This window comes from Pseudomonas sp. MH9.3, assembly GCF_034354675.1.
GTDB lineage: Bacteria > Pseudomonadota > Gammaproteobacteria > Pseudomonadales > Pseudomonadaceae > Aquipseudomonas.
Window position 1 is genome coordinate 3,744,109 of the sequence record NZ_CP133785.1, and the last position, 23,251, is coordinate 3,767,359.

22 protein-coding genes are annotated in these 23,251 nt (G+C 61.4%); 12 read left to right on the top strand and 10 right to left on the bottom strand.

Features of this window, described 5'->3' with window-relative positions:
- The first annotated feature begins 17 nt into the window (after window positions 1-17).
- The 8 genes from prlC (at window position 18) to RHM60_RS16725 (ending at window position 10,184) form a co-directional block, all read left to right on the top strand.
- Window positions 18-2,117, top strand: coding sequence for an oligopeptidase A (gene prlC, locus RHM60_RS16690; RefSeq protein WP_322212238.1), 2,100 nt, complete (start codon window positions 18-20; stop codon window positions 2,115-2,117).
- Complete coding sequence (locus tag RHM60_RS16695; protein ID WP_231422187.1) at window positions 2,114-2,380, top strand: YheV family putative zinc ribbon protein; 267 nt, start codon at window positions 2,114-2,116, stop codon at window positions 2,378-2,380. The genes prlC and RHM60_RS16695 overlap by 4 nt, the downstream gene beginning before the upstream one ends.
- 236 nt (window positions 2,381-2,616) lie before the next feature.
- A complete protein-coding gene (locus RHM60_RS16700) occupies window positions 2,617-3,369 on the top strand; it encodes a gluconate 2-dehydrogenase subunit 3 family protein (RefSeq protein ID WP_231422185.1) in 753 nt (250 codons plus the stop codon).
- A 2-nt stretch (window positions 3,370-3,371) separates the two neighbouring features.
- Window positions 3,372-5,156, top strand: coding sequence for a GMC family oxidoreductase (locus RHM60_RS16705; protein ID WP_057006197.1), 1,785 nt, complete (start codon window positions 3,372-3,374; stop codon window positions 5,154-5,156).
- A gap of 12 nt (window positions 5,157-5,168) precedes the next feature.
- Complete coding sequence (locus tag RHM60_RS16710; protein ID WP_322212239.1) at window positions 5,169-6,467, top strand: cytochrome c; 1,299 nt, start codon at window positions 5,169-5,171, stop codon at window positions 6,465-6,467.
- Between the two features lie 70 nt (window positions 6,468-6,537).
- On the top strand, window positions 6,538-7,596 hold the full coding sequence (locus RHM60_RS16715) for a PA0069 family radical SAM protein (RefSeq protein ID WP_322212240.1): 1,059 nt from the start codon (window positions 6,538-6,540) through the stop codon (window positions 7,594-7,596).
- 229 nt (window positions 7,597-7,825) lie between these two features.
- Window positions 7,826-8,557, top strand: a complete 732-nt coding sequence (locus RHM60_RS16720) for a carbonic anhydrase (protein WP_003233703.1) — start codon at window positions 7,826-7,828, stop codon at window positions 8,555-8,557.
- A gap of 85 nt (window positions 8,558-8,642) precedes the next feature.
- Complete coding sequence (locus RHM60_RS16725; RefSeq protein ID WP_209986831.1) at window positions 8,643-10,184, top strand: SulP family inorganic anion transporter; 1,542 nt, start codon at window positions 8,643-8,645, stop codon at window positions 10,182-10,184.
- Between the two features lie 387 nt (window positions 10,185-10,571).
- Here RHM60_RS16725 and RHM60_RS16730 read toward each other — a convergent pair whose 3' ends face one another.
- Window positions 10,572-11,219: a hypothetical protein gene (locus tag RHM60_RS16730; RefSeq protein ID WP_231422179.1), complete on the bottom strand. Its 648-nt coding sequence runs from the start codon at window positions 11,217-11,219 to the stop codon at window positions 10,572-10,574.
- A 273-nt stretch (window positions 11,220-11,492) separates the two neighbouring features.
- Between RHM60_RS16730 and RHM60_RS16735 the strand changes: the two genes are divergently transcribed.
- Both RHM60_RS16735 and RHM60_RS16740 read left to right on the top strand, forming a co-directional pair.
- On the top strand, window positions 11,493-12,044 hold the full coding sequence (locus tag RHM60_RS16735) for a cytochrome c oxidase assembly protein (protein WP_322212241.1): 552 nt from the start codon (window positions 11,493-11,495) through the stop codon (window positions 12,042-12,044).
- A gap of 165 nt (window positions 12,045-12,209) precedes the next feature.
- Window positions 12,210-12,845 carry an SCO family protein gene (locus RHM60_RS16740; protein ID WP_322212242.1) on the top strand — a complete coding sequence of 212 codons (636 nt, stop codon included), beginning with the start codon at window positions 12,210-12,212 and terminating at the stop codon, window positions 12,843-12,845.
- 149 nt (window positions 12,846-12,994) lie between these two features.
- Here the strand turns inward: RHM60_RS16740 and RHM60_RS16745 are convergent, their stop codons facing one another.
- From RHM60_RS16745 to RHM60_RS16755, 3 genes are read right to left on the bottom strand one after another with little or no spacing between them, the layout of a single operon-like run.
- A complete protein-coding gene (locus RHM60_RS16745; protein ID WP_057006190.1) occupies window positions 12,995-13,765 on the bottom strand; it encodes a MetQ/NlpA family ABC transporter substrate-binding protein in 771 nt (256 codons plus the stop codon).
- A 51-nt stretch (window positions 13,766-13,816) separates the two neighbouring features.
- Complete coding sequence (locus tag RHM60_RS16750) at window positions 13,817-14,491, bottom strand: methionine ABC transporter permease (protein ID WP_209986847.1); 675 nt, start codon at window positions 14,489-14,491, stop codon at window positions 13,817-13,819.
- Complete coding sequence (locus tag RHM60_RS16755) at window positions 14,491-15,498, bottom strand: methionine ABC transporter ATP-binding protein (RefSeq protein ID WP_057006188.1); 1,008 nt, start codon at window positions 15,496-15,498, stop codon at window positions 14,491-14,493. The genes RHM60_RS16750 and RHM60_RS16755 overlap by 1 nt, the downstream gene beginning before the upstream one ends.
- A 265-nt stretch (window positions 15,499-15,763) precedes the next feature.
- Here RHM60_RS16755 and katE point away from each other — a divergent pair, with 265 nt between their 5' ends.
- Entirely contained in the window at window positions 15,764-17,905 is a 2,142-nt protein-coding gene (gene katE / locus RHM60_RS16760; protein ID WP_231422173.1) for a catalase HPII, read from the top strand.
- 96 nt (window positions 17,906-18,001) lie between these two features.
- Here the strand turns inward: katE and RHM60_RS16765 are convergent, their stop codons facing one another.
- The 4 genes from RHM60_RS16765 to zur are packed head-to-tail and all read right to left on the bottom strand — an operon-like array spanning window position 18,002 to window position 20,807.
- Entirely contained in the window at window positions 18,002-18,721 is a 720-nt protein-coding gene (locus RHM60_RS16765; RefSeq protein ID WP_322212243.1) for a PA5502 family lipoprotein, read from the bottom strand.
- Between the two features lie 37 nt (window positions 18,722-18,758).
- Window positions 18,759-19,547 carry a zinc ABC transporter permease subunit ZnuB gene (znuB, locus tag RHM60_RS16770; RefSeq protein ID WP_209986854.1) on the bottom strand — a complete coding sequence of 263 codons (789 nt, stop codon included), beginning with the start codon at window positions 19,545-19,547 and terminating at the stop codon, window positions 18,759-18,761.
- Entirely contained in the window at window positions 19,540-20,325 is a 786-nt protein-coding gene (znuC, locus tag RHM60_RS16775; protein ID WP_231422171.1) for a zinc ABC transporter ATP-binding protein ZnuC, read from the bottom strand. The genes znuB and znuC overlap by 8 nt, the downstream gene beginning before the upstream one ends.
- A complete protein-coding gene (zur, locus tag RHM60_RS16780; protein ID WP_003233728.1) occupies window positions 20,325-20,807 on the bottom strand; it encodes a zinc uptake transcriptional repressor Zur in 483 nt (160 codons plus the stop codon). Before zur ends, znuC begins: the two co-directional genes overlap by 1 nt.
- A 58-nt stretch (window positions 20,808-20,865) precedes the next feature.
- Between zur and RHM60_RS16785 the strand changes: the two genes are divergently transcribed.
- Window positions 20,866-21,795, top strand: a complete 930-nt coding sequence (locus tag RHM60_RS16785; RefSeq protein ID WP_322212244.1) for a zinc ABC transporter substrate-binding protein — start codon at window positions 20,866-20,868, stop codon at window positions 21,793-21,795.
- A gap of 127 nt (window positions 21,796-21,922) precedes the next feature.
- On the opposite strand, the gene RHM60_RS16790 is transcribed toward RHM60_RS16785, so the two are convergent.
- Both RHM60_RS16790 and RHM60_RS16795 read right to left on the bottom strand, forming a co-directional pair.
- The gene (locus RHM60_RS16790; RefSeq protein WP_209986860.1) at window positions 21,923-22,876 is read right to left on the bottom strand and encodes a homoserine kinase; all 954 of its coding nucleotides are present in this window, start codon (window positions 22,874-22,876) and stop codon (window positions 21,923-21,925) included.
- A 55-nt stretch (window positions 22,877-22,931) separates the two neighbouring features.
- On the bottom strand, window positions 22,932-23,222 hold the full coding sequence (locus RHM60_RS16795) for a DUF2782 domain-containing protein (RefSeq protein WP_003187366.1): 291 nt from the start codon (window positions 23,220-23,222) through the stop codon (window positions 22,932-22,934).
- Window positions 23,223-23,251: the final 29 nt, after the last annotated feature.

Sequence of the window (23,251 nt, forward strand, 5' to 3'; positions counted from 1 at the left end):
TGTTGATTGTAATTAAGATGGCCCCATCTTTGTCTTATCCGTTTTCTTCAGCCAAGGTGCCCACCGTGAGCGCGAACAACCCGCTTCTGCAGTCCTACGACCTGCCGCCGTTCTCAGCGATCCGTGCCGAGCACGTGCAACCGGCCATCGAACAGATCCTCGCCGACAACCGCGTTGCCATCGAAGGCATCCTGCAAAGCCAGGGTAAAAACCCTACCTGGGCAGGCCTGGTCCTGGCGATGGACGAACTGAATGACCGCCTGGGCGCCGCCTGGAGCCCGGTCAGCCACCTGAACGCCGTGTGCAACAGCGCCGAGCTGCGCGAAGCATACGAAAGCTGCCTGCCGGCGTTGAGCGCTTATTCCACCGAGATGGGCCAGAACCGCGCGCTGTTCCAGGCGTTTGAAGCCCTGGCCAACAGCCCGGAAGCCGCCGGTTTCGACGTGGCACAAAAAACCATTCTGGAGCATTCCCTGCGCGATTTCCGCCTGTCGGGTATCGACCTGCCGCCAGAACAGCAGAAGCGCTACGCCGAAGTGCAAAGCAAGCTCTCGGAGCTGGGTAGCAAGTTTTCCAACCAACTGTTGGACGCCACCCAGGCCTGGACCAAGCACGTTACCGATGAAGCCACCCTCGCCGGCCTGACCGACTCGGCCAAGGCGCAAATGGCCGCCGCTGCCCAGGCCAAAGGCCTCGACGGCTGGTTGATCACCCTGGAATTTCCCAGTTATTACGCGGTAATGACTTACGCCCACGACCGCGCCCTGCGCGAAGAAGTCTACGCCGCGTACTGCACGCGGGCGTCGGACCAGGGCCCGAATGCCGGTCAGAACGATAACGGCCCGGTGATGGAACAGATCCTCGATCTGCGTCAGGAACTGGCCCAGCTGTTGGGTTTTGCGTCGTTCGCCGAGCTGAGCCTGGCCACCAAGATGGCCGAGTCCAGCGACCAGGTGCTGAGCTTCCTGCGTGACCTGGCCAAGCGCAGTAAACCGTTTGCCGCCCAGGACCTGCAACAGCTCAAGGCTTACGCCGCCGAACAGGGCTGCGCCGACCTGCAAAGCTGGGACAGCGGTTTCTACGGCGAAAAACTGCGCGAGCAACGCTACAGCGTGTCCCAGGAAGCCCTGCGTGCGTACTTCCCGATCGACAAGGTGCTGAGCGGCCTGTTTGCCATTGTGCAGCGCCTGTATGGCATCGAGATCGCCGAGCAGAAAGGCTTCGACACCTGGCACCCGGACGTGCGCCTGTTCGAAATCAAGGAAAACGGCCAGCACGTCGGGCGTTTCTTCTTCGACCTGTACGCCCGCGCCAACAAGCGTGGCGGCGCCTGGATGGACGGCGCGCGCGACCGTCGCCGCACCCTCGACGGCGTGCTGCAAAGCCCGGTGGCCAACCTGGTGTGCAATTTCACCCCGGCCGACAGCGGCAAGCCTGCGCTGCTGACCCACGATGAAGTCACCACCCTGTTCCACGAATTCGGCCATGGCCTGCACCACCTGCTGACCCGCGTCGAGCATGCCGGCGTGTCCGGCATCAACGGCGTGGCCTGGGATGCGGTGGAGTTGCCGAGCCAATTCATGGAGAACTGGTGCTGGGAGCCCGAAGGCCTGGCGCTGATCTCCGGTCATTACGAGACCGGCGAGCCGCTGCCTCAGGACCTGCTGGAAAAAATGCTGGCGGCGAAGAACTTCCAATCCGGCCTGATGATGGTGCGTCAGCTGGAGTTCTCGCTGTTCGACTTCGAAATGCACGCTACCCACGGCGATGGCCGCAGTGTCGCGCAGGTGCTCGAAGGTGTGCGTGACGAGGTCTCGGTGATGCGTCCGCCGGCCTACAACCGTTTCCCCAATAGCTTTGCGCACATCTTCGCCGGCGGTTACGCGGCGGGGTACTACAGCTACAAGTGGGCTGAAGTGCTGTCGGCGGATGCGTTCTCCAAATTCGAAGAAGACGGCGTGCTCAACGCCGACACCGGACGCGCCTTCCGCGAGGCGATCCTGGCGCGCGGTGGTTCCCAGGCACCGATGGTGCTGTTCGTCGACTTCCGTGGGCGCGCGCCGACCATCGATGCGCTCCTGCGCCACAGCGGCCTGAGTGAGGACGCAGCAGCATGACGGTGATCACCAAGAAGCAGTTTATCGCCGGGGCGGTCTGCCCGGCGTGCAGCGAGCCGGACAAGCTGAAAATGTGGACCGAAGACGACGTGCCGCACCGCGAATGCGTGGCCTGCGGGTATACCGACACGTTGAATGACCAGGGCTTGTCGGTGCCCAGGGAATTGGGCACGCGGGTCAATACCTCGGCGCTCAAAGCGCCGGCCGACCCCAAGGTGCAGGCGGTGCAGTTCTTTCCCAACCCCAAGTTGAAGAAAGACTAAAACCCTCGTACCCGACTCAACATGTGGGAGGCGGCTTGCCCCCGATGGCGGTGGATCAGCTGAAAGACAGGCTGACTGACACGACGCTATCGGGAGCAAGCCCCTCCCACATTTTTTTGTTCGGCGCTTAACGAGGTCTACGGATGCTTAGCCTGCTATCATTTGTAACCAATGATTGCCCGAGCCGCTCTCCAGAAGCGGTGGCCAAACCCGTGACCACATGATGAGGTGCACCCATGTCTGATCAAGATCAAGACAACCCCCGGCGTGATTTTTTGCGCAAATCCTTGACCTTGATCCCGGTGGTCACGGTTGCCAGTACCGGCCTTGGCGGCTCGATGCTGATGGCCACGCCCGAGCCTGTGCAGGCCGCGTCTGCCAAGTCTGTAGCCAGCGACAAAGCCTACGAGCCGAGTTATTTCACGGCCGAAGAGTGGGCGTTTATCAACGCCGCCGTCGAGCGCCTGATTCCTGCCGATGCGCAGGGTCCAGGTGCTTTGGAAGCCGGTGCGCCGGAATACATCGACCGCCAGATGAACACGCCTTACGCCAGCGGAGCCCTGTGGTTCATGCAAGGCCCATTCAATGCCGACGCCGCGCCGGAGATGGGCTGGCAGAGCAAGTTGGTGCCCCGGGAGATCTATCGCCTGGGCATTGCCGCCACGGATGCCTGGTCGAAGGCGTTCAACGGTAAAGCTTTTGCTGCGCAAGACAGCGCTACCCGAGACGATATGCTTCGGCGCCTCGAAGCAGGCGGCGGTGAAGTTTCTGCGCATTTTGGGGCAGTGCCGCCAAAGATGTTCTTCAACCTGCTGCTGCAAAACACCAAGGAAGGGTTCTTCTGCGACCCGATCCACGGCGGCAACAAAGGCATGGTCGGCTGGACCATGATCGGCTTCCCCGGCGCCCGCGCCGACTTCATGGATTGGGTGGAACGCAACGAGCAATACCCCTTCCCGGCTGTTTCCATCCGTGGCGAGAGGGCATAAACGTGGCGACCATCATGAAGAAAGTCGATGCAGTGATCGTCGGCTTCGGCTGGACCGGTGCAATCATGGCCAAGGAACTGACGGAAGCGGGCCTGAACGTGGTAGCGCTGGAGCGCGGTCCGATGCAGGACACTTACCCGGACGGCAACTATCCCCAGGTCATCGACGAACTGACCTACAGCGTGCGTAAAAAACTCTTCCAGGACATTTCCAAGGAGACGGTGACCATTCGCCACAGCGTGAATGACGTCGCCCTGCCCAACCGCCAGCTTGGCGCCTTCCTGCCAGGCAACGGCGTCGGCGGTGCGGGCCTGCACTGGTCGGGCGTGCATTTTCGCGTCGACCCCATCGAGTTGCGCATGCGCAGCCATTACGAGGAGCGCTACGGCAAACACTTCATTCCCAAGGACATGACCATCCAGGATTTCGGCGTCAGCTACGAAGAGCTGGAGCCGTTTTTCGATTATGCGGAGAAAGTCTTCGGCACCTCCGGCCAGGCCTGGACCGTCAACGGTCAGTTGGTGGGCGAAGGGCGTGGCGGCAACCCGTATGCGCCGGACCGCTCCAATCCGTTCCCGTTGCAATCGCAGAAAAACACCGTCTCCGCACAGCTGTTTCAGAAAGCGGCTGCCGAGGTCGGTTACAAGCCCTACAACCTGCCGTCGGCCAATACCTCGGGGCCTTACACCAACCCCTATGGCGCGCAGATGGGGCCGTGCAACTTCTGCGGATTCTGTAGCGGCTACGTCTGCTACATGTATTCCAAGGCATCGCCAAACGTGAACATCCTGCCGGCGTTGCGCCAGGTGCCCAACTTTGAGTTGCGGCCCAATTCCCACGTGCTCAAGGTCAATCTCGACAGCACCAAAAGCAAAGCCACCGGCGTGACCTACATCGACGCCCAGGGCCGCGAGTGCGAGCAGCCGGCGGACCTGGTGATCCTCGGTGCCTTCCAGTTCCACAACGTGCGGCTGATGCTGCTGTCGGGCATCGGCAAGCCCTACGACCCGATCACCAACGAGGGCGTGGTGGGCCGCAACTTCGCCTACCAGAACATGGCCACCATCAAGGCGTTTTTCGACAAGGACACCCACACCAATAACTTTATCGGTGCGGGTGGCAATGGCGTGGCCATTGATGATTTCAACGCGGACAACTTCGACCATGGCCCCCATGGTTTTGTCGGCGGCTCGCCGATGTGGGTCAACCAGGCGGGCAGCCGGCCGATTGCCGGCACGTCCAACCCCCCGGGCACTCCGGCCTGGGGCAGTGCGTGGAAGCGCGCTACCGCCGATTACTATACCCATCAGGTGTCGATGGATGCTCACGGCGCCCATCAATCCTACCGAGGCAACTACCTCGATCTGGACCCGGTGTACCGCGATGCCTACGGCCTGCCCTTGCTGCGGATGACGTTCGACTGGCAGGAAAACGACATCAAGATGAACCGCTTCATGGTCGAGAAAATGAGCAAGGTCGCCGAAGCGATGAACCCCAAGTCGATTGCCTTGCTCGGCAAGAAAGTCGGCGAGCATTTCAATACGGCGTCCTACCAGACCACCCACCTCAACGGCGGCGCGATCATGGGCACCGACCCGAAGACCAGCGCGTTGAACCGCTATTTGCAGAGCTGGGATGTACACAATGTGTTTGTCCCCGGTGCGTCCGCTTTCCCACAAGGTCTGGGCTACAACCCTACCGGCCTGGTGGCCGCGTTGACCTACTGGTCGGCCCGGGCGATCCGCGAGCAGTACCTGAAAAACCCCGGCCCGCTGGTTCAGGCATAAGGAGCGATGACCATGAAAGCATTTGTTATCGCGACCCTGGCGCTGTTCAGCAGTTGCTCGGTGAGCGCTGCCGAAACCGATCTGATCAAGCAGGGCGAATACCTGGCCCGTGCCGGTGACTGCGTGGCCTGCCACACCGCCAGGGACGGCAAGCCGTTCGCCGGCGGGCTGCCGATGGAAACGCCCATCGGCGTGATCTATTCCACCAACATCACCCCGGATAAAACAGGCCTGGGCGACTACAGCTTCGAAGACTTCGACAAGGCCGTACGCCATGGTGTCGCCAAGAGCGGTAGTACGCTGTACCCGGCGATGCCCTACCCGTCTTACGCGCGTGTCAGCGAAAGCGACATGCAGGCGTTGTACGCGTATTTCATGAAAGGCGTGGAGCCGGTGGCCCAGGAAAACCGCGACAGCGACATTCCCTGGCCCCTGAGCATGCGCTGGCCATTGGCGGCGTGGCGCTGGATGTTTGCGCCTGAGGTGGCGGATTACCAGGCGCCGGCGGGTGCCGATCCGGTGATCAGCCGTGGCGCCTATCTGGTGGAAGGCCTCGGTCACTGTGGCGCGTGCCATACGCCGCGTGCGCTGACCATGCAGGAAAAAGCCCTGAGCGCTGCCGATGGCAACGCGTTCCTGTCCGGCAGCGCGCCGCTGGAAGGCTGGATCGCCAAGAGCCTGCGCGGCGATCACAAGGACGGCCTCGGCAGCTGGAGCGAAGAGCAACTGGTGCAGTTTCTCAAGACCGGTCGCAGTGACCGCAGCGCGGTGTTTGGCGGCATGAGTGACGTTGTCGTCCACAGCATGCAGTACATGTCTGAAGACGACCTGACCGCTATCGCCCGTTACCTCAAGAGCCTGCCTGCGGTCGATCCCAAGGACCAGCCGCATCAGTACGATAAACAGGTGGCCGAGGCGCTGTGGAAGGGCGATGACAGCAAGCCGGGCGTGTCGGTGTACATCGACAATTGCGCGGCTTGCCACCGTACCGATGGCCATGGCTACACGCGAGTGTTCCCTGCGCTGGCAGGCAATCCCGTGCTGCAGACGGCGGATGCCACGTCGTTGATCAACATCGTGTTGAACGGCGGTACGTTGCCAGCCACCCACGCGGCGCCATCGACCTTCACCATGCCGGCGTTTGCCTGGCGTTTGTCGGATCAGGAAGTGGCGGACGTTGTCAGTTTCATTCGTGGCAGCTGGGGCAATAAAGGCACGCCGATCAGCGCCAGCGAGGTGGCCGACCTGCGCAAGAGCGATATGCGCAGCACCTCGGGCGATGACCTGGGGCAGGTCACGCAAAAGCACTGACCGCCGGACGGCACTGGTCATAACGCTTGTGTCTCGATACTGTACATAAAAACAGTGTCGAGGCATTTTCATGACGACTGCGCTGCCGCCCCGTGGCCGGGGCACGGCCACCAATCTGCACAACCGCTTTGCGCCCACCGTCAGCGTGGCTGAAGACGACGGCTGGCATCAGGAAGTGCCGCAGACCCAGGGCACCGAAGTGCGCATCGAAACGGCCAAAACCATCATCACGCGCAACAACTCGCCGGATCTGCCGTTTGATCGTTCGATCAACCCGTATCGCGGCTGCGAGCATGGCTGCATCTACTGCTATGCGCGGCCCAGCCATGCCTATTGGGACATGTCGCCGGGGCTGGATTTCGAAACCCGCCTGATCGCCAAGAGCAATGCCGCCGAGGTACTCGAGCAGCAACTGTCCAGGCCCGGCTATGTGTGTGCGCCGATCAACCTGGGTTCCAATACCGATCCGTACCAGCCCATCGAGCGCGAGTACAAAATCACCCGGCAAACCCTGGAAGTGCTGCTGCGCTATCGGCACCCGGTGACCATCATCACCAAAGGCTCACTGATACTGCGCGACCTCGACCTGCTCACCGAACTGGCCCGGCAACGGCTGGTGGCGGTGATGATCAGCCTCACCAGTCTGGACGACGAACTCAAGCGCATCCTCGAACCGCGCGCGGCGGCGCCCAAGGCGCGTCTGCGGGCCATTCGCGTGATGCGTGAGGCAGGCATTCCGGTGGGTGTGCTGTGCTCGCCGATGATTCCGATGATCAACGACAGCGAGCTGGAAAACCTGCTCACCGAAGCCCACGCTGCCGGGGCGCAAAGTGCGGCCTACATGATGCTGCGCCTGCCGCTGGAGGTGGCGCCGCTGTTCGAGGAGTGGCTGGCGGCACATTACCCGCTGCGCGCGGCCCACGTGATGAGCCTGGTGCGCCAGGTGCGCGGGGGTGAGGTGTACGACAGTCGGTTCGGCGTGCGCATGCGTGGCGAGGGGCCCTTTGCAGACCTGTTGGCACAGCGGTTCAGCAAGGCGCTCAAGCGCCTGGGCCTGGATCGTCGGGAGGGGTATAACCTCGATTGCACGGCGTTCTGTCCACCGGGTAGACAGATGGCACTGTTATAGACTGATCCGGTGAGGTACATCGTTACTGTAGGAATAGTCGCGTTTTGATATCAATGAAACCCTTGATCTAGAGCGGTTCATTCAGCTTGAGTTAAGTTTCGATGGTTACCTTGTTCAGCGAGTGACCAATGAGTCGGTGACCTGGTTTGTGGCAATTGCACAACTATTTCACGGCTCTGGCGTCGAACTGAGCTGAACCCTGCCCCTGCATAAAGTATGAGGATGAATCATGAGTGATAACGATAAACAGCCGTTGGCTGCGTCGGCTTCAGCCCCTCAAGTGGCGGAGTCCGCCGATGCAGCGCTGCAGCACATCGTTGATGGTTTTTTGCATTTCCATCACGACGTCTTCCCCCAGCAGGAAGAATTGTTCAAGAAACTCGCCACGGCCCAGAGCCCACGTGCGATGTTCATTACCTGTGCCGATTCGCGCATCGTGCCCGAGCTGATTACCCAAAGCTCCCCTGGCGACCTGTTCGTGACCCGTAACGTCGGCAACGTGGTTCCGCCCTATGGCCAGATGAACGGCGGCGTATCCACCGCCATCGAGTACGCGGTACTCGCCCTGGGCGTGCAGCACATCATCGTGTGCGGCCACTCCGACTGCGGCGCCATGCGCGCAGTGCTCAACCCCCAGAGCCTGGAGAAGATGCCGACGGTCAAGGCCTGGCTGCGGCATGCCGAGGTCGCCAAGACCATGGTCCATGACAACTGCGACTGCGCCAACGAAGGCGAAAGCATGCAGGTGCTGACCGAAGAAAACGTCATCGCCCAGTTGCAGCATTTGCGCACCCACCCGTCCGTGGCTTCGCGCATGGCCAATGGCCAATTGTTTATCCACGGCTGGATCTACAACATCGAGACCAGCGAGATCCGCGCCTACGACGCGGATCAGTCGGCATTCCGACCGTTGGGCGGTGAAGGTCCGATTCCGTCCGCGACGCCTAAAGCGCGCTTCTAACACACTTCCCTGCCGGGTAAAGCGGTGGCTGCCATGGATGCAGCCAGGCTTTACCGCGCCCGGCGAATGCCTCGGGAGAGTCATCATGCGTGCTGCTCAATTGAAAGCTGTATTGCCACGGGAGCTGCTCGCTTCCGTGGTTGTGTTTCTGGTCGCCCTGCCCCTGTGCATGGGGATCGCGATCGCGTCCGGCATGCCGCCGGCCAAGGGCCTGATCACCGGAATCATCGGCGGGCTGGTGGTAGGCTGGCTGGCGGGGTCGCCGCTGCAGGTCAGCGGCCCGGCGGCGGGCCTTGCGGTGTTGGTGTTCGAGCTGGTGCGTCAGCACGGCATGCTGATGCTCGGGCCGATTCTGCTGCTGGCGGGCTTCCTGCAATTGGTGGCCGGACGTTTGCGCCTGGGCTGCTGGTTCCGCGTGACGGCGCCTGCAGTGGTGTACGGCATGCTCGCGGGTATCGGCGTATTGATTGTGCTGTCGCAGGTGCATGTGATGCTCGACGGTGCGCCCAAGCCTTCCGGGCTGGACAACCTCACGGGCTTCCCGGCGGCGCTGGTCGAAGCGATCCCGACGCTGGGCGGCGGCCTTGGCTGGCAGGCCGGTCTGCTGGGGCTGTCGACCATGCTGGTGATGTACCTGTGGGACAAATTGCGCCCGCAGAAACTGCGCTTTGTGCCCGGTGCTCTGCTCGGTGTGGGCCTGGCGACCGTGACCAGCCTGGTGCTGGCGTTGCAGGTCAAGCGCGTGGAAGTACCGGAAAACCTGGCGGACGCCATCGATTGGCTACGTCCCAGCGACCTGCTCAACCTGGCCGATCCGCAGCTGTTGATCGCGGCGTTCGCCGTGGCATTCATCGCCAGCGCTGAGACCCTGCTGTCCGCCGCCGCGGTTGACCGTATGCACAGTGGGCAGCGCTCGGACTTCGACAAGGAATTGTCTGCTCAAGGTGTAGGCAACATGCTCTGCGGTCTGGTCGGCGCCCTGCCGATGACCGGCGTGATTGTGCGCAGCTCGGCCAACGTCCAGGCCGGCGCCACCACGCGGCTGTCGGCGATGTTCCATGGCCTGTGGCTGCTGGGCTTCGTGCTGCTGCTGTCGAGCGTGCTGCAAAGTATTCCCGTGGCGAGCTTGGCCGGCGTGCTGGTATACACCGGGATCAAGCTGGTGGACATCAAGGCGTTCAAGGCGTTGGGGCGCTATGGGCGGATGCCGATGTTCACCTACGCGGCCACGGCCCTGGCGATCATTTTCACCGATTTGCTGACGGGCGTGCTGGTGGGCTTCGGTCTGACATTGCTCAAGCTCGCGTTCAAGGCCTCACGCTTGAAAGTCAGCCTGATCGACCTGCCGCAGGACGCCGAGATGGAACTGCGCCTGACCGGTGCGGCGACCTTCCTGAAGGTACCGGCGCTGACCCAGGTGCTGTCGACGGTACCGGCGGGGACCACCGTGCATGTGCCGCTCAATAACCTGAGCTACATCGACCATTCATGCCTGGAGTTGCTGGAGGAATGGGGCCGCGCAAATGCGGCGAAGGGCTCGAAGCTGGTGATTGAGGCGCGGGGGCTGAAGCGTCGTCTGGAAGGGCGGATAAGGACCACAACCGGGATTGGATCCGCCCCGGCTTGAACACCAGGGCGGCTCCGTCAAGGTGAGAGGGCTTGTTGTGGCAAGCCCTAATACCGTTCAGTTAAGGAAAATGTGTGGGCTTATTGTGGCGAGCGGGCTTGCCTCGCGTTGGGGTGCGAAGCGCCCCCAATCGAGCAAAACGCGGTGTACCTGATACGGCTCAGCGCCTGGCTTTGGGGCTGCTGCGCAGCCCAACGCAGGACAAGCCTGCTCGCCACAGGGAATCTGCGCTTAACTGAACGGCATTAGGGCAAGCCCGCTCGCCACAAGGGTGTGGTTGACTGCTCATGGGCAGTGTGAAATTTCAGGCTTTAACATCAACACGTTATTTTTGTTTGCTAAGAAGGCGTTTGCGCCCTCCCGCATTTGATCTTTTGGCTGTGCAGATCAGGCAGGCTGATCCAGGGCCAGTTCAACGCCCAACTGCCGTGAAAGGCACGGCCAGCGCTTCCACGCAGCTTCGGTGTTCGGGCTTCTCAGCTTTTCCCGGTAGCGCTCTACCGACTCCAGCGCAAAACTCTCTTCGTTGAGCATTTCATCCACCGCCAGGTGTACCGCCTCGTCCAACTGGTTGGCGAAGGCTTCGCCGATCAATTGGTGGGCAATCAGGTTGGCCACGGTGGTATCCGCCGGTATCAACGGCTGACCGAAATGCTTGATATACAGATCGTTTACTTCTTCCACCAGGCGATGCGCCAGGTAAGCCTCATCGAGCAAACTTTCCAGGCCCTCGTGCCCGGCGAGGATTGACGGTGGCTGCAGGAAAAAATGCTCGGCGATCTTCAGTACCGGTTTGATCTGGCTTTCGATACCGGCTGCGCGGGCCACGTCATTGGCGGCGTCCAGCAGGTCCGGGACGAGGTCGATGTAGGCCGTGACGAAGCGTGTCATGACCCCGTTGCGATCACTTTCAGCCAGGGAAATGGCCGAGTGCAGGTGCGGCAATTGTTTTTCCAGTTGCAGGGCCAGTTGGCCCGTGCTGGCTTCGTGGTGATGGGCACGGGAAATCTGCTCGCGCAATGCGGCGGTGTTCATGGTGGCTCCAGTCAAGCAGGTGTAGGAAAGAGGAGAAGTTAGCCCGTTTATCCGAGCGCCTAAGATGCATTTGTCATAATTACTTCATGGTTATGCGCGTGCGCTATATCCCAGCGCAAATTTTAGTCGCAAAAACGTTTCCGCTCCTGACTTTATCGGGTGGGACTGATCGTTTTTCACTGATTTTCCCGGCTACATCACGAGTTTACGAACGCTGCCTATACTCGACGGTGTCCTCGACTGTGTGGCCCTTGCGGATACTGGGTGGGTGTTATGGCTGAATCTGTTCCGCTCAAACGGTTTATTGCGCGCGTGCTAATCCTCGCGGTGGCGATGTTCGCTTTCAGCTTTGCTCTGGTGCCCATCTACGATGCGCTGTCCAGCGCGTTCGGCCTCAACGACGGGACCACCGGGCAATACAGGGGATCGCAGGTGGTGGACTCGATGCGCCAGGTGCGGGTGCAGTTTCAGTCCACCAATGCCGCCAATATGGCGTGGGATTTTCATGCCAAGGCCAGTGAGGTCGTGGTCCATCCAGGCGCCGTCAGCGAGATGCTGTTCGTGGCCTACAACCCCACCGACAAACCCATGACCGCCCAGGCGGTGCCGAGCATTTCCCCGGCGCAAGCCGCGCCGTACTTCCACAAGACCGAGTGCTTCTGTTTCACCCAGCAAGTGCTGCAACCCGGCGAGCGCATAGAAATGCCGGTACGTTTCATCGTCGACCGCGACATGCCCCGGGATGTGACGCATATAACGCTGGCTTACACGTTGTTCGATATCACTGCTCACTCATCGCCTGTAGCCCTGCGTGGCGAGGGCTAGCTACTGTTTGCCCCCTCCATAACGGAGGCAAATACATGCTCAATCATGATACGTACTACATAACCTGAAGCAGCATTACACCCAGCTGCTTCTCCTGCTTTACACTCCGGCACCTGTTGCTGTCGTTTATCGCCCTGCTCATAAACCACTCCTACTGTTGACCCTATGACTCGAACTCAAAAAACTGTCTTCATGCTGATTGCCCTGGTGGCGTTGATCCTGGGCCTGATCGTTAACAAGGCGATCTCGGGAAGGGGTCAGGTTGACTCTGTGGCGTTGATCGACGCAGGCATCATCCTGCTGCCGCAAAGCCGCCAACTGCCGCCAGTGACCCTGCAAGATCAGAACGGCCAGCCAGTGGTGATCAACGAGTTGAAAGGCAAGTGGAGCCTGCTGTTCTTCGGCTACACCTTCTGCCCGGACATCTGCCCCACTACCCTCGCCCAGTTACGCCAAATCAAGAGTGAGTTGCCCAAGGAGGCTGTGGATAAGTTGCAGGTGATTCTGGTCAGTGTCGACCCGCATCGCGACACTCCGGCGCAGCTCAAGCAGTATTTGGGTTACTTCGATCCGCAGTTCCGCGGCCTGACCGGTGCGACTGTGGATGATGTGCAGAAGGTGTCGAATGCCGTGAGCATCCCCTTCATACCAGCTGACACCAGCAAGCCCAACTACACCGTCGACCACAGTGGCAACCTCGCGATTATCGGGCCGGACGGCACCCAGCGCGGGTTTATCCGCGCGCCGTTGAACAACCAGAAGCTGGTGGCACAGTTGCCGGGGTTGTTGCTGCGCAAGTAAGGCCGGCACAAAAAAAGTGGGAGGGGGCTTGCTCCCGATAGCGGTGAGTCAGTCGACCTATCAGTTGACTGAAGCGCTGCTATCGGGAGCGAGCCCCCTCCCACTTTTTTGACCTCCATCAGGTTGGAGGTCGCAGATTTACGGACGAATCAGAACGCTGGCTTGATCGCACCCTTGTATTTCTCTTCGATGAATTGCTTCACTTCAGGGGTGTGCAAGGCGGCTACCAGTTTCTTCACGGCGTCCGAGTCCTTATTGTCTTCGCGGGTCACCAGGATGTTCACGTAAGGCGAGTCGCTGCCTTCGATCACCAGCGCGTCCTTGGAAGGGTCCAGCTTGGCTTCCAGGGCGTAGTTGGTGTTGATCAGCGCCAGGTCAACCTGGGTCAGCACGCGCGGCAGGGTCGCGGCTTCGAGTTCGCGGAATTTCAGGTTTTTCGGGTTGCCGGTGATGTCCTTGATGGTCGACAGGATGTTGGTCGGGTCCTTCAGGGTAATCAGGCCGTTTTTGGCCAGCAGCAACAAGGCGCGGCCGCCGTTGGTGGCGTCGTTGGGGATGACCACGTTGGCGCCGTCCGGCAGCTCGTCGAGCTTCTTGTACTTGCTGGAGTATGCGCCCAGAGGTTCCAGGTGCACGCCGCCAACGCTCACCAGGTGAGTGCCCTTGGCCTTGTTGAATTCATCCAGGTACGGCTGGTGCTGGAAGAAGTTGGCGTCCAGGCGTTTTTCTGCCACCTGCACGTTGGGCTGCACGTAATCGGTGAAGACCTTGACCTGCAGGTCCACGCCTTCTTTGGCCAGGGCAGGCTTCACGAACTCGAGGATTTCCGCGTGCGGCACCGGCGAGGCTGCAACGGTGAGGGTTTCGGCGTGGGCGGAAAACGCCGCAACGGCGGCAAAAGCGACCAGTAGTTTTTTCATGCAGCAAGCTCCTTGTTCGGTTAATTGCCGGCTTCGGGCCGGCAATGGCCGTTATTTTCGAGAAAAATGCACCACCAGTCGATCGCCGACGGTTTGCAGGATTTGCACCAGAATCAACAGCATTACCACGGTGACCACCATCACGTCGGTCTGGAAGCGCTGGTAACCAAAACGGATCGCCAGGTCACCCAGGCCACCGGCCCCGACCACACCGGCCATGGCCGTGTAGGACACCAGTGTAATCGCCGTCACCGTAATCGCTGCAAAGATGCCGGGCCGTGCCTCGGGCAGCAATGCGTTGGTGATGATCTGGCGAGTGCTGGCGCCCATGGACTGGGTGGCTTCGATGATGCCGCGGTCCACTTCACGCAGGGCGGTTTCCACCAGCCGCGCGAAGAACGGCGTGGCACCGACCACCAGCGGCGGAATCGCACCCGCCACGCCCAGGGACGTGCCCGTGATCAACACGGTGAACGGAATCATCACGATCAACAAAATGATGAAGGGCAGCGAGCGCAGCATGTTCACGATCAGCGACAGCAGCGCGTACAAGCCTTTCTGCTCGAACAGCTGGCGCGGGCTGGTCAGGAACAGCAGCACGCCCAGCGGCAGGCCCAGCAGCACGGTAAAGAACAGCGAACCGAACAGCATGGTCATGGTGTCGCCCGTGGCCAGCCAGATCTCGGACCAGTCGATATTGGCGAAGAAACTCAGGAAAACGTCCATCAGCGCAGCACCTCCATATGGACATCGGCAGCGGTAAATCGCGCAAATGCCGCGTCCATGTCACCGCCGGTGACGGCCAGGGTCAGTTGCCCGTAAGGGATATCTTTGATGCGGTCGATCCGACCGGCGAGGATGCTGTAGTCCACCCCCGTTTCGCGGGCGACGGTGCCCAGCAATGGCGCGTAGGTCGCTTCGCCCTGGAATGTGAGGCGTACGATGCGGCCTGGCACGTGGGCGAAATCATCGCGCTGCTCGCTTTCGTCGATCTGGTCGGCTTCCTGCACGAAACGCTTGGTGGTCGGGTGCTTGGGGTGCAGGAACACCTCGGCCACCGAGCCTTGTTCGACGATGACGCCGGCGTCCATTACGGCCACCTGGTCGCACACGCGCCGGATCACGTCCATTTCATGGGTGATCAGCACGATGGTCAGCTTCAGCTCGCGGTTGATCTCGGCCAGCAGTTGCAACACCGACGCCGTGGTTTGCGGGTCGAGGGCGCTGGTGGCTTCGTCGCACAGCAGAATTTTTGGCTTGGTCGCCAGGGCGCGGGCGATGCCGACGCGCTGTTTCTGGCCGCCGGACAGCTGCGCCGGGTATTTTTTGGCGTGGTCCGACAGGCCCACGCGGGCAAGCAACTCGGCCACGCGCAGGTCGATGGCCTTGCGCGACAACTCGCCGGCCAGGGTCAGCGGCAGTGCCACGTTGTCGGCGACGGTCTTGGACGCCAGCAGGTTGAAGTGCTGGAAAATCATCCCGACCTGCTGACGGAAGCGGCGCAGGCCGTTGGCATCCAGTGCGGTGACTTCTTCGCCGTCGACCGTGATCTGCCCGCCACTCGGTTCTTCGAGGCGGTTGATCAGGCGCAGCAGCGTACTTTTACCCGCACCCGAATGGCCGATGAGGCCGAACACCTGGCCGTTTTCGACGCGCAGGCTGGTGGGGTGCAGGGCGGGGATATCCCTACCGGCGACGCGGTAGGTTTTATGGACGTTTTGAAACTCGATCACGTAGCGAACCTTGTGGGGCGCATGGAAAAGGGATCAGCGGTTAGCCGGGCGCGCATTTTAGCCTGTCCGTATAGTCTTTCTTAGCATTTATTTCGCATTCAACCAGCGATTTGGCAATAACGCGATCAAAGGTCATAAAAAAGGAACGGCCCAAAACCTCATCAGTCACTACTTAAGCAACTCGATTTCCCAGGTGCCGTGCCTGGGGTTTTGCTCAAAAGAGCCGGGGAACGCTCTGGCCACTTTGAATAAGGAGTTTTGACTGATGAGTAACAAGAAGCCAGCCACCCCGCCGAAGAGTGAACTCGCGGGCACCGATACCCTTGACCGTGGCAACACCAACGCCAAATTGCAGGCCCTGGAAGAATTCCGTTCCGACGCGACCGGCCAGGCGCTGCGCACCAACCAGGGCGTGAAGATTTCCGACAACCAGAACAGCTTGAAGGTGGGCGCTCGCGGCCCCTCGCTGCTCGAAGATTTCATCATGCGTGAAAAGATCACGCACTTTGACCATGAGCGCATTCCAGAGCGCATCGTGCATGCCCGTGGTACCGGCGCCCATGGTTACTTCCAGACTTACGAAGACCACTCTGCGCTTAGCAAGGCTGGTTTCCTGCGTATGCCGGAGCATAAAACGCCGGTATTCGCGCGCTTCTCCACCGTGCAGGGCCCGCGCGGCTCCGGCGATACGGTGCGTGACGTGCGTGGTTTTGCCGTGAAGTTCTTCACCGAGGAAGGCAACTTCGATTTGGTGGGCAACAACATGCCGGTGTTTTTCATTCAGGACGCGATCAAATTTCCTGACTTTGTGCATGCCGTAAAACCTGAGCCGCACAACGAGATTCCTACTGGCGGTTCGGCCCACGATACCTTTTGGGACTTCGTGTCGCTGCAACCGGAATCGGCGCACATGGTGATCTGGGCCATGTCCGACCGTGCGATTCCAAAAAGCCTGCGTGCCATGCAGGGTTTTGGCGTGCACACCTTCCGTTTGATCAACACCGAAGGCAAGTCGAGCTTCGTCAAGTTTCACTGGCGGCCAAAGGTTGGCACCTGCTCCCTGGTGTGGGACGAAGCGCAGAAGTTGGCCGGTAAAGACACCGACTACCACCGTCGCGACCTGTGGGAAGCGATTGAGAGCGGCGACTACCCTGAGTGGGAGCTGGGCGTTCAGATCGTTGCAGAAGAAGACGAGCATAACTTCGATTTCGACCTGCTTGACCCGACCAAGATCATCCCCGAAGAGCTGGTGCCGATCACCCCGCTGGGCAAGATGGTGCTTAACCGCAACCCGGACAACTTCTTCGCCGAGGTCGAGCAGGTTGCGTTCTGCCCAGGCCACATCGTGCCGGGTATCGATTTCACCAACGACCCGCTGCTGCAAGGCCGTCTGTTTTCCTACACGGATACGCAGATCAGCCGACTGGGCGGGCCGAACTTTCACGAGATCCCGATCAACCGTCCGGTTGCGCCGTTCCATAATGGCCAGCGCGACGCGCAGCACCGCACCGTGATCGACAAGGGCCGCGCCGCCTACGAGCCGAACTCCATCGACGGCGGCTGGCCGAAAGAAACACCGGCAGGCCCGACTGACGGCGGTTTCGAAACCTATTACGAGCGTGTTGACGCCAACAAGGTGCGTGAGCGCAGCGAGTCGTTCGGCGATCACTTCTCCCAGGCCACCCTGTTTTTCAACAGCATGAGCCACCACGAGAAAGAGCACATCATCGCGGCCTACAGCTTCGAGTTGGGCAAGGTCGAGCGCGAGTACATCCGTGCCCGCCAGGTCAACGAGATCCTCGCCAACATCGACCTGGAACTGGCCAAGCGCGTTGCGCAGAACCTGGGCTTGCCGGCGCCGGCCAAAGGCACCGTGCCTGTGCGTGAGACCTCGGTTAAAAAATCGCCGGCCTTGAGCCAGGTGAACCTGCTGTCGGGTGATATCAAGACGCGCAAAGTGGCGATTCTGGCGGCCAATGGCGTGGACGGCGCAGCGATTGATGCAATGAAAAAAGCGCTGGAGGCAGAAGGTGCCCACGCCAAGTTGCTGGGGCCGACTTCGGCGCCGGTGACGACGGCAGATGGCAAGGCGCTGCCGGTGGATGCGTCGATGGAAGGCATGCCGTCGATTGCCTTTGACGCGGTGTTTATCCCGGGCGGTAAAGCTTCGGTGGACGCGCTGAGCGGTGACGGTGTGGCGCTGCACTATGTGTTGGAGGCGTACAAGCACCTGAAGGCGATTGCGGTCGCCAGTGACGTGAAGCCGCTGTTGGATCTGCTGAAGCTGGAGGCGGACGAGGGGCTGATCGTGGGCGCGGATGCGAAGGCGTTCAAGGCGTTCTTTGCGGCGATTGCCGAGCATCGGGTCTGGGATCGTGAGGCCAAGGCCAAGGCAATTCCGGCTTAACTTATTGGTTGTTTCTTAAACCGCAATCGGGAGCAAGCCCCCTCCCACCCCTGGAATGCGTTCCAGGGGTGGGAGGGGGCTTGCTCCCGATTTGCGTTAGTCCGCCTTGCGCGGAATCAGCACAACCTGCGCCGGAATGTGTTTCAGGATCTGGCGGTGGATCTTCAGCTCATACCCCGAATCAATCCGCTTCACCCGTTTGGTCAGTAATGTGGCCAGCCACGGGTAATCCTCGGTGCGCGGCGCCTGGATGCTCACGTCGCACTGGTAATTCACCACATCGGTGGCAATCGCATCCAGTTGATGGCGCAGGGCTTCGATATCGGTGAGGTTCAACGCCACCGTGGTGCTGGGCGCCGCCGGGTCGATGACCTTGGCGGGCGGCTTGGCTTCGGCGGCTTTCAAGGCGGCCTCGGCTTTGTCCAGCTCGGCTTTGCGCGCATGGCTGATCGCACTGTTGACGCCGCCGGTGAGGGCCGGCGCCTTGGGCATCAGCGCACGGGCACGGCTCAGGGCGGTGGCGGCAGCGTTGACGTCGCCCTTTTGCAGGACGATCTGGCTGCGCTGCAGGTACGCTTCGGCCAACTGGCGTTGGTAAGCCTCCAGCGCCGGGTCATTGGGTGTTTGTGCCTGCAAGGCCGCCAGTTGGTCCTCGGCGGTTGCCAGCTCGCTGCTGGCCAGGTTTTGCTCCAGCTGCGCGATGGCCGCAGCGCGAGCGTCCGGCGTCGCGAGGGCGGCGGGCGGTGTGCTTTGACAGGCGCCCAGCAGCAGGGAAAATGCGGCAAGGAGCAGATAACGGGCGGTGAACGGCTTCATTCCTGCGACTCTCTAATTGCGCAAAAAGCGAGCAAGTCTACACCCCTCGACGGGGCAGGACAAAACTCAGCAGAAACAGGGCCGCGGCCGCGACCACAATCGATGGCCCGGCCGGCGTGTCCTTGAACCAGGACAACGCCAGGCCCCCACAGACGGCAAGCATCCCCAACAGGCTGGCGCCGATTGCCATCTGCTCCGGAGAGCGGGCGTGGCGCTGGGCGGCGGCGGCGGGAATGATCAGCAGCGACGTGATCAACAATACGCCGACAATCTTCATCGCGACAGCAATCACCACCGCGATCAACAACATCAGGGCCATGCGCAGGGCCGGCACCGGCAAGCCTTCGACCTTGGCCAGCTCCTCGTGCACGGTAATCGCCAGCAGCGGGCGCCACAGCGTCACCAGGAGCATCAGCACGGCAGCGCTGCCGCCGAGGATCCACGCAAGGTCGGTCGGGCTGATCGCCAGCAGGTCGCCGAACAGGTAGGCCATCAGGTCGATGCGCACTTCATGCATGAAGCTCAGCACCACCAGGCCCAGGGACAAGGTGCTCGGCGCCAGGATGCCCAGCAGGGTGTCGGAGGCCAGCGGCTGGCGCTGTTGCAGGGTTACCAGCAGCACCGCCAGCAGCAGGCAGCCCACGGTGACGGCGATGGTCGGGCTCACATCCAGCAAAAAGCCCATGGCCACGCCGAGTAGGGCGGCGTGGGACAAGGTGTCGCCAAAATACGCCATGCGCCGCCACACCACGAACGAGCCCAGCGGGCCCGCCACCAATGCCAGAGCCAAGCCTGCCAGCAGGGCGTAGAGCAGAAAATCAGCCATGCTTGCAGCTATCTCCGTGAACGTGCACGTGGGGTGCAGAAGGGTCGTCGACCACGGCGCCATGCAGGTCGTGGGCGTGGTCGTGATGGTGGTGATAGATCGCCAGGCTCTGCGCGTTCTTGCCGAACAGCTCGACAAAGGCCGGGTCGCCGCTGACCTGTTCCGGGTGGCCGGAGCAGCACACGTGGCGGTTGAGGCACACCACCTGGTCGGTGGTGCTCATCACCAGGTGCAGGTCGTGGGACACCATCAGCACGCCGCAGCCATGGCGGTCGCGCAGGCGGGTGATCAGGCTGTACAGCTCGGCCTGACCGGCCACGTCGACGCCTTGCACGGGCTCATCGAGCACCAGCAGTTCGGGCTCGCGCAGCAGGGCGCGGGCCAGCAGCACGCGCTGCATTTCGCCGCCGGAGATGCTTTGCACCGGGCTGTCGATCACCTGCTCGGCGCCGACTTCCTTGAGCGCGGCCTTGGCGCGGGCGCGGTCAACGCCGGGCACCAGGCGCAAAAAGCGCAGCACGGATAACGGCAAGGTCGGATCGACGTGCAATTTTTGCGGCATGTAGCCCACGCGAAGCTTGGGCTTGCGCCACACGCTACCGGTGTCGGGCTTGAGCAGGCCGAGCACGGCGCGCACCAGGGTGGTCTTGCCGGCGCCGTTGGGGCCGATCAGGGTGACGATCTGCCGTGGCTGGACACTCAGGGCGATGTTATCCAGCACGGTTTGCCCGGCGAACGTGACCCCGACCTGCTCCAGGCGGATTAACGCGTTGCTCATCAAGCCCCCTGGCAGCCCGAGCACAGGCCGACCACTTCGACCGTTTGCCCTTCGACCTGAAAGCCCACCTCGGCAGAACTCTTGATGATCGCGTCGCTGATGCTTTTTTGTTCAAGCTCGATGGCGGCGTGGCACTCGCGGCAGATCAGGAACTGGCCCTGGTGCGCGTGTTCGGGGTGGTTGCAGCCGACGAAGGCGTTGAGCGAGGCGATGCGGTGCACCAGGCCGTTTTCCAGCAGGAAATCCAGCGCGCGATACACGGTAGGCGGCGCGGCGCGACGGCCGTCCTGTTCGCTGAGCACGCCGAGAATGTCGTAGGCGCCCAGCGGCTTGTGGCTTTGCCACACCAGTTCCAGCACGCGGCGACGCAGGGCGGTCAGGCGCAAACCCTTTTGCGCACACAGGGTGTCGGCTTCCGCCAGCGCGGTGTGCACGCAGTGAGAATGGTCGTGGGGACGGCTGGCAAGCGGTGTTTTAGGCATGAGCGGCGACAGACATTTGATAGAGACGTTATTATGTTACCCGTTCCTACGCCATTGAGTGGTCATCGTGTCCCGACTTTTTCCAGTTTTTGTCATATTTATCGCCAGTTTTTTCGTTGCGGGGGCCGCTCAGGCCGAGGTCAAGGTGCTGACCAGCATCAAGCCGTTGCAGCTGATTGCCGCCGCTGTGCAGGACGGCGTGGCGGTTCCCGAGGTGTTGTTGCCGCCGGGTGCGTCGCCGCATAACTTCGCGTTGCGCCCATCCGACGTACGGCGCGTGCAGTCGGTGGACCTGCTGTATTGGATCGGTCCGGACATGGAAAGCTTCCTGCCGCGCGTGCTCAAGGGCCGCAGCGCGCCAACGGTGGCGGTGCAGGACCTGCCTGGCATGAAACTGCGTCGCTTCGCCGAAGATAGCCACTCTCACGCCGACGATGCCGACGAGCATGACCACGATCACCGTCCGGGCAGCCTGGATGCGCACGTGTGGCTGTCCACGGTCAATGCGCGAGTGATCGCAGCGCGCATGGCGGCTGACCTGAGTGCCGCCGACCCGCAGAACGCCGGCCGTTATAAGAGCAACGTGAAGGCTTTTGACGAGCGTCTGGACGCATTGGATGCGCGTCTGAAAAAGCGCCTGGCAGGGATCGCCGGCAAACCTTATTTCGTGTTCCACGAAGCCTTCGATTACTTCGAAGAGGCTTACGGGCTCAAGCATGCCGGCGTGTTCAGCGTTGCCGCCGAAGTGCAACCGGGCGCCCAGCATGTCGCGGCGATGCGCACGCGTCTGCAGGAAGTGGGCAAGACCTGTGTGTTCAGCGAGCCGCCGCTGCGCCCGCGTCTGGCTGAAACCCTGGTGGCGGGTCTGCCGGTAAAACTGGCGGAGCTGGATGCGCTGGGCGGTTATACACCGGCCACCGCTAATGGCTACGAGCAAGTGCTGGACAAGCTGGGTAACGACCTGGCGGGGTGCCTGGAATCGCTTTAAGACCAAGCGAAGATCAAGTGTGAGAGGGGGCTTGCTCCCGATGACAGTGTGCCAGGCATGCATAAGTTGCCTGATACGCCGCTATCGGGAGCAAGCCCCCTCCCACATTTTTTGATCCGGTAAGGCTTCAGAGGGCGAACGGCAGGTGGACGCTGACCCGCTGGCGTTGCGCCAGGCGGTGTTCGAACTCCGCTGGATCGTGAATCAGCACATCCTGCCCGGCAAACGACTCAGCAGCAATCAGGCGCGACAGCCAGAACCGTACGCACGCCACCCGCAGCATCGTCGGCCACAGTTCGGCTTCCTTCGCGGTAAACGGTCGTAGCCCCGCATAGGCGCCCAGCAACGCACGGGCCCGCGGCCCATCGATTGCGCCTTCTGCGTTCGAGCACCAGTCATTCAGCGCAATCGCGACGTCATACAGCATCGGCCCGGAGCAGGCGTTGTAGAAGTCGATCAGGCCGGTCAGGTGGGTGCCTTCGAACATCGCGTTGTCGCGGAACAGGTCGCCATGGAGGTTGGCCCGCGGCAGGGCCAGGATGTCGGCCTTGTGCGCCTGGATCTCGGCCAGCGCGTCCTGCAACAGGCTTTGCTGCGCGGCGTTCAAGTGCGAAACAATCTGTGCACCTTCACTGAGCATCCAGTCCAGCCCGCGGTCGGTCTTGCGTTCCAGCACCTTGTCGCCCTGGGTGGCCTGGTGCAGATGGCCGAGCAGTTCGCCGACCTGGGCGCAATGCTGCGCATTGGCGTGCGTGATGTGCTTGCCGGCCAGGCGCGGTTGCAGCAGCGCCGGTTTGCCGGCCAGCTCGCGCAAGGCGACGCCGTCGGTGGTGCGCAGCGCGTAGGGCACCGGCAGGTCGGCGTCGTGCAGTACGTCGAGCAGCTCGATGAAAAACGGCATTTCTGCCACAGGGCCGCGCTCAACCAGGGTCAGGACGAACTCGCCCTGTTCCAGGCTGATGAAGAAATTGGTGTTTTCGCTACCAGCGGCAATCCCCTGGAAGTCGAGCAGGCGGCCGAGCCCGTAGGGCGCGAGAAAGGTTTCCAGCTCGGGCCGAGCCAGGGGGGTAAACACAGACATGGGTAAACTGCCGTTACGGACGCTGCGAATTGCAGCGTCGATTAAAGTGGGGAAATCATTTCCATTCGAAGATCTTCCATGACGGAATCAGCATATCCGGCTGGTCAGAGCGGATGAAGTTCGCGTCGGTTCCGTCCGCGCGCACCAGAAAATACGGCGGTGCACCTTTGGGCGTGACCTTGATCGCATACAGAAAGCCATTCTGGCGGTACTCCTGGATGGTCTTGTCGCCTTCCGTGCGAATGGTCACTTCCGGGTCGGCCGATGGCGCATCGTCTGCCGCCATGGCAGCCATCGGAGCGAGTGCAATCAGGCCAGTCAACAGCAGGCGATTGAATGTACGCATGATAACCTTGTCCCTTTGTTTTCATTGGT

Bases quoted from the DNA above. Each gene is read 5' to 3' on its own strand.
- prlC (WP_322212238.1), top strand. From the start codon at position 18: ATGGCCCCATCTTTGTCTTATCCGTTTTCTTCAGCCAAGGTGCCCACC.
- RHM60_RS16695 (WP_231422187.1), top strand. From the start codon at position 2,114: ATGACGGTGATCACCAAGAAGCAGTTTATCGCCGGGGCGGTCTGCCCG.
- RHM60_RS16700 (WP_231422185.1), top strand. From the start codon at position 2,617: ATGTCTGATCAAGATCAAGACAACCCCCGGCGTGATTTTTTGCGCAAA.
- RHM60_RS16710 (WP_322212239.1), top strand. From the start codon at position 5,169: ATGAAAGCATTTGTTATCGCGACCCTGGCGCTGTTCAGCAGTTGCTCG.
- RHM60_RS16715 (WP_322212240.1), top strand. From the start codon at position 6,538: ATGACGACTGCGCTGCCGCCCCGTGGCCGGGGCACGGCCACCAATCTG.
- RHM60_RS16720 (WP_003233703.1), top strand. From the start codon at position 7,826: ATGAGTGATAACGATAAACAGCCGTTGGCTGCGTCGGCTTCAGCCCCT.
- RHM60_RS16725 (WP_209986831.1), top strand. From the start codon at position 8,643: ATGCGTGCTGCTCAATTGAAAGCTGTATTGCCACGGGAGCTGCTCGCT.
- RHM60_RS16730 (WP_231422179.1), bottom strand. From the start codon at position 11,219: ATGAACACCGCCGCATTGCGCGAGCAGATTTCCCGTGCCCATCACCAC.
- RHM60_RS16735 (WP_322212241.1), top strand. From the start codon at position 11,493: ATGGCTGAATCTGTTCCGCTCAAACGGTTTATTGCGCGCGTGCTAATC.
- RHM60_RS16740 (WP_322212242.1), top strand. From the start codon at position 12,210: ATGACTCGAACTCAAAAAACTGTCTTCATGCTGATTGCCCTGGTGGCG.
- RHM60_RS16745 (WP_057006190.1), bottom strand. From the start codon at position 13,765: ATGAAAAAACTACTGGTCGCTTTTGCCGCCGTTGCGGCGTTTTCCGCC.
- RHM60_RS16750 (WP_209986847.1), bottom strand. From the start codon at position 14,491: ATGGACGTTTTCCTGAGTTTCTTCGCCAATATCGACTGGTCCGAGATC.
- katE (WP_231422173.1), top strand. From the start codon at position 15,764: ATGAGTAACAAGAAGCCAGCCACCCCGCCGAAGAGTGAACTCGCGGGC.
- RHM60_RS16765 (WP_322212243.1), bottom strand. From the start codon at position 18,721: ATGAAGCCGTTCACCGCCCGTTATCTGCTCCTTGCCGCATTTTCCCTG.
- znuB (WP_209986854.1), bottom strand. From the start codon at position 19,547: ATGGCTGATTTTCTGCTCTACGCCCTGCTGGCAGGCTTGGCTCTGGCA.
- znuC (WP_231422171.1), bottom strand. From the start codon at position 20,325: ATGAGCAACGCGTTAATCCGCCTGGAGCAGGTCGGGGTCACGTTCGCC.
- zur (WP_003233728.1), bottom strand. From the start codon at position 20,807: ATGCCTAAAACACCGCTTGCCAGCCGTCCCCACGACCATTCTCACTGC.
- RHM60_RS16790 (WP_209986860.1), bottom strand. From the start codon at position 22,876: ATGTCTGTGTTTACCCCCCTGGCTCGGCCCGAGCTGGAAACCTTTCTC.
- RHM60_RS16795 (WP_003187366.1), bottom strand. From the start codon at position 23,222: ATGCGTACATTCAATCGCCTGCTGTTGACTGGCCTGATTGCACTCGCT.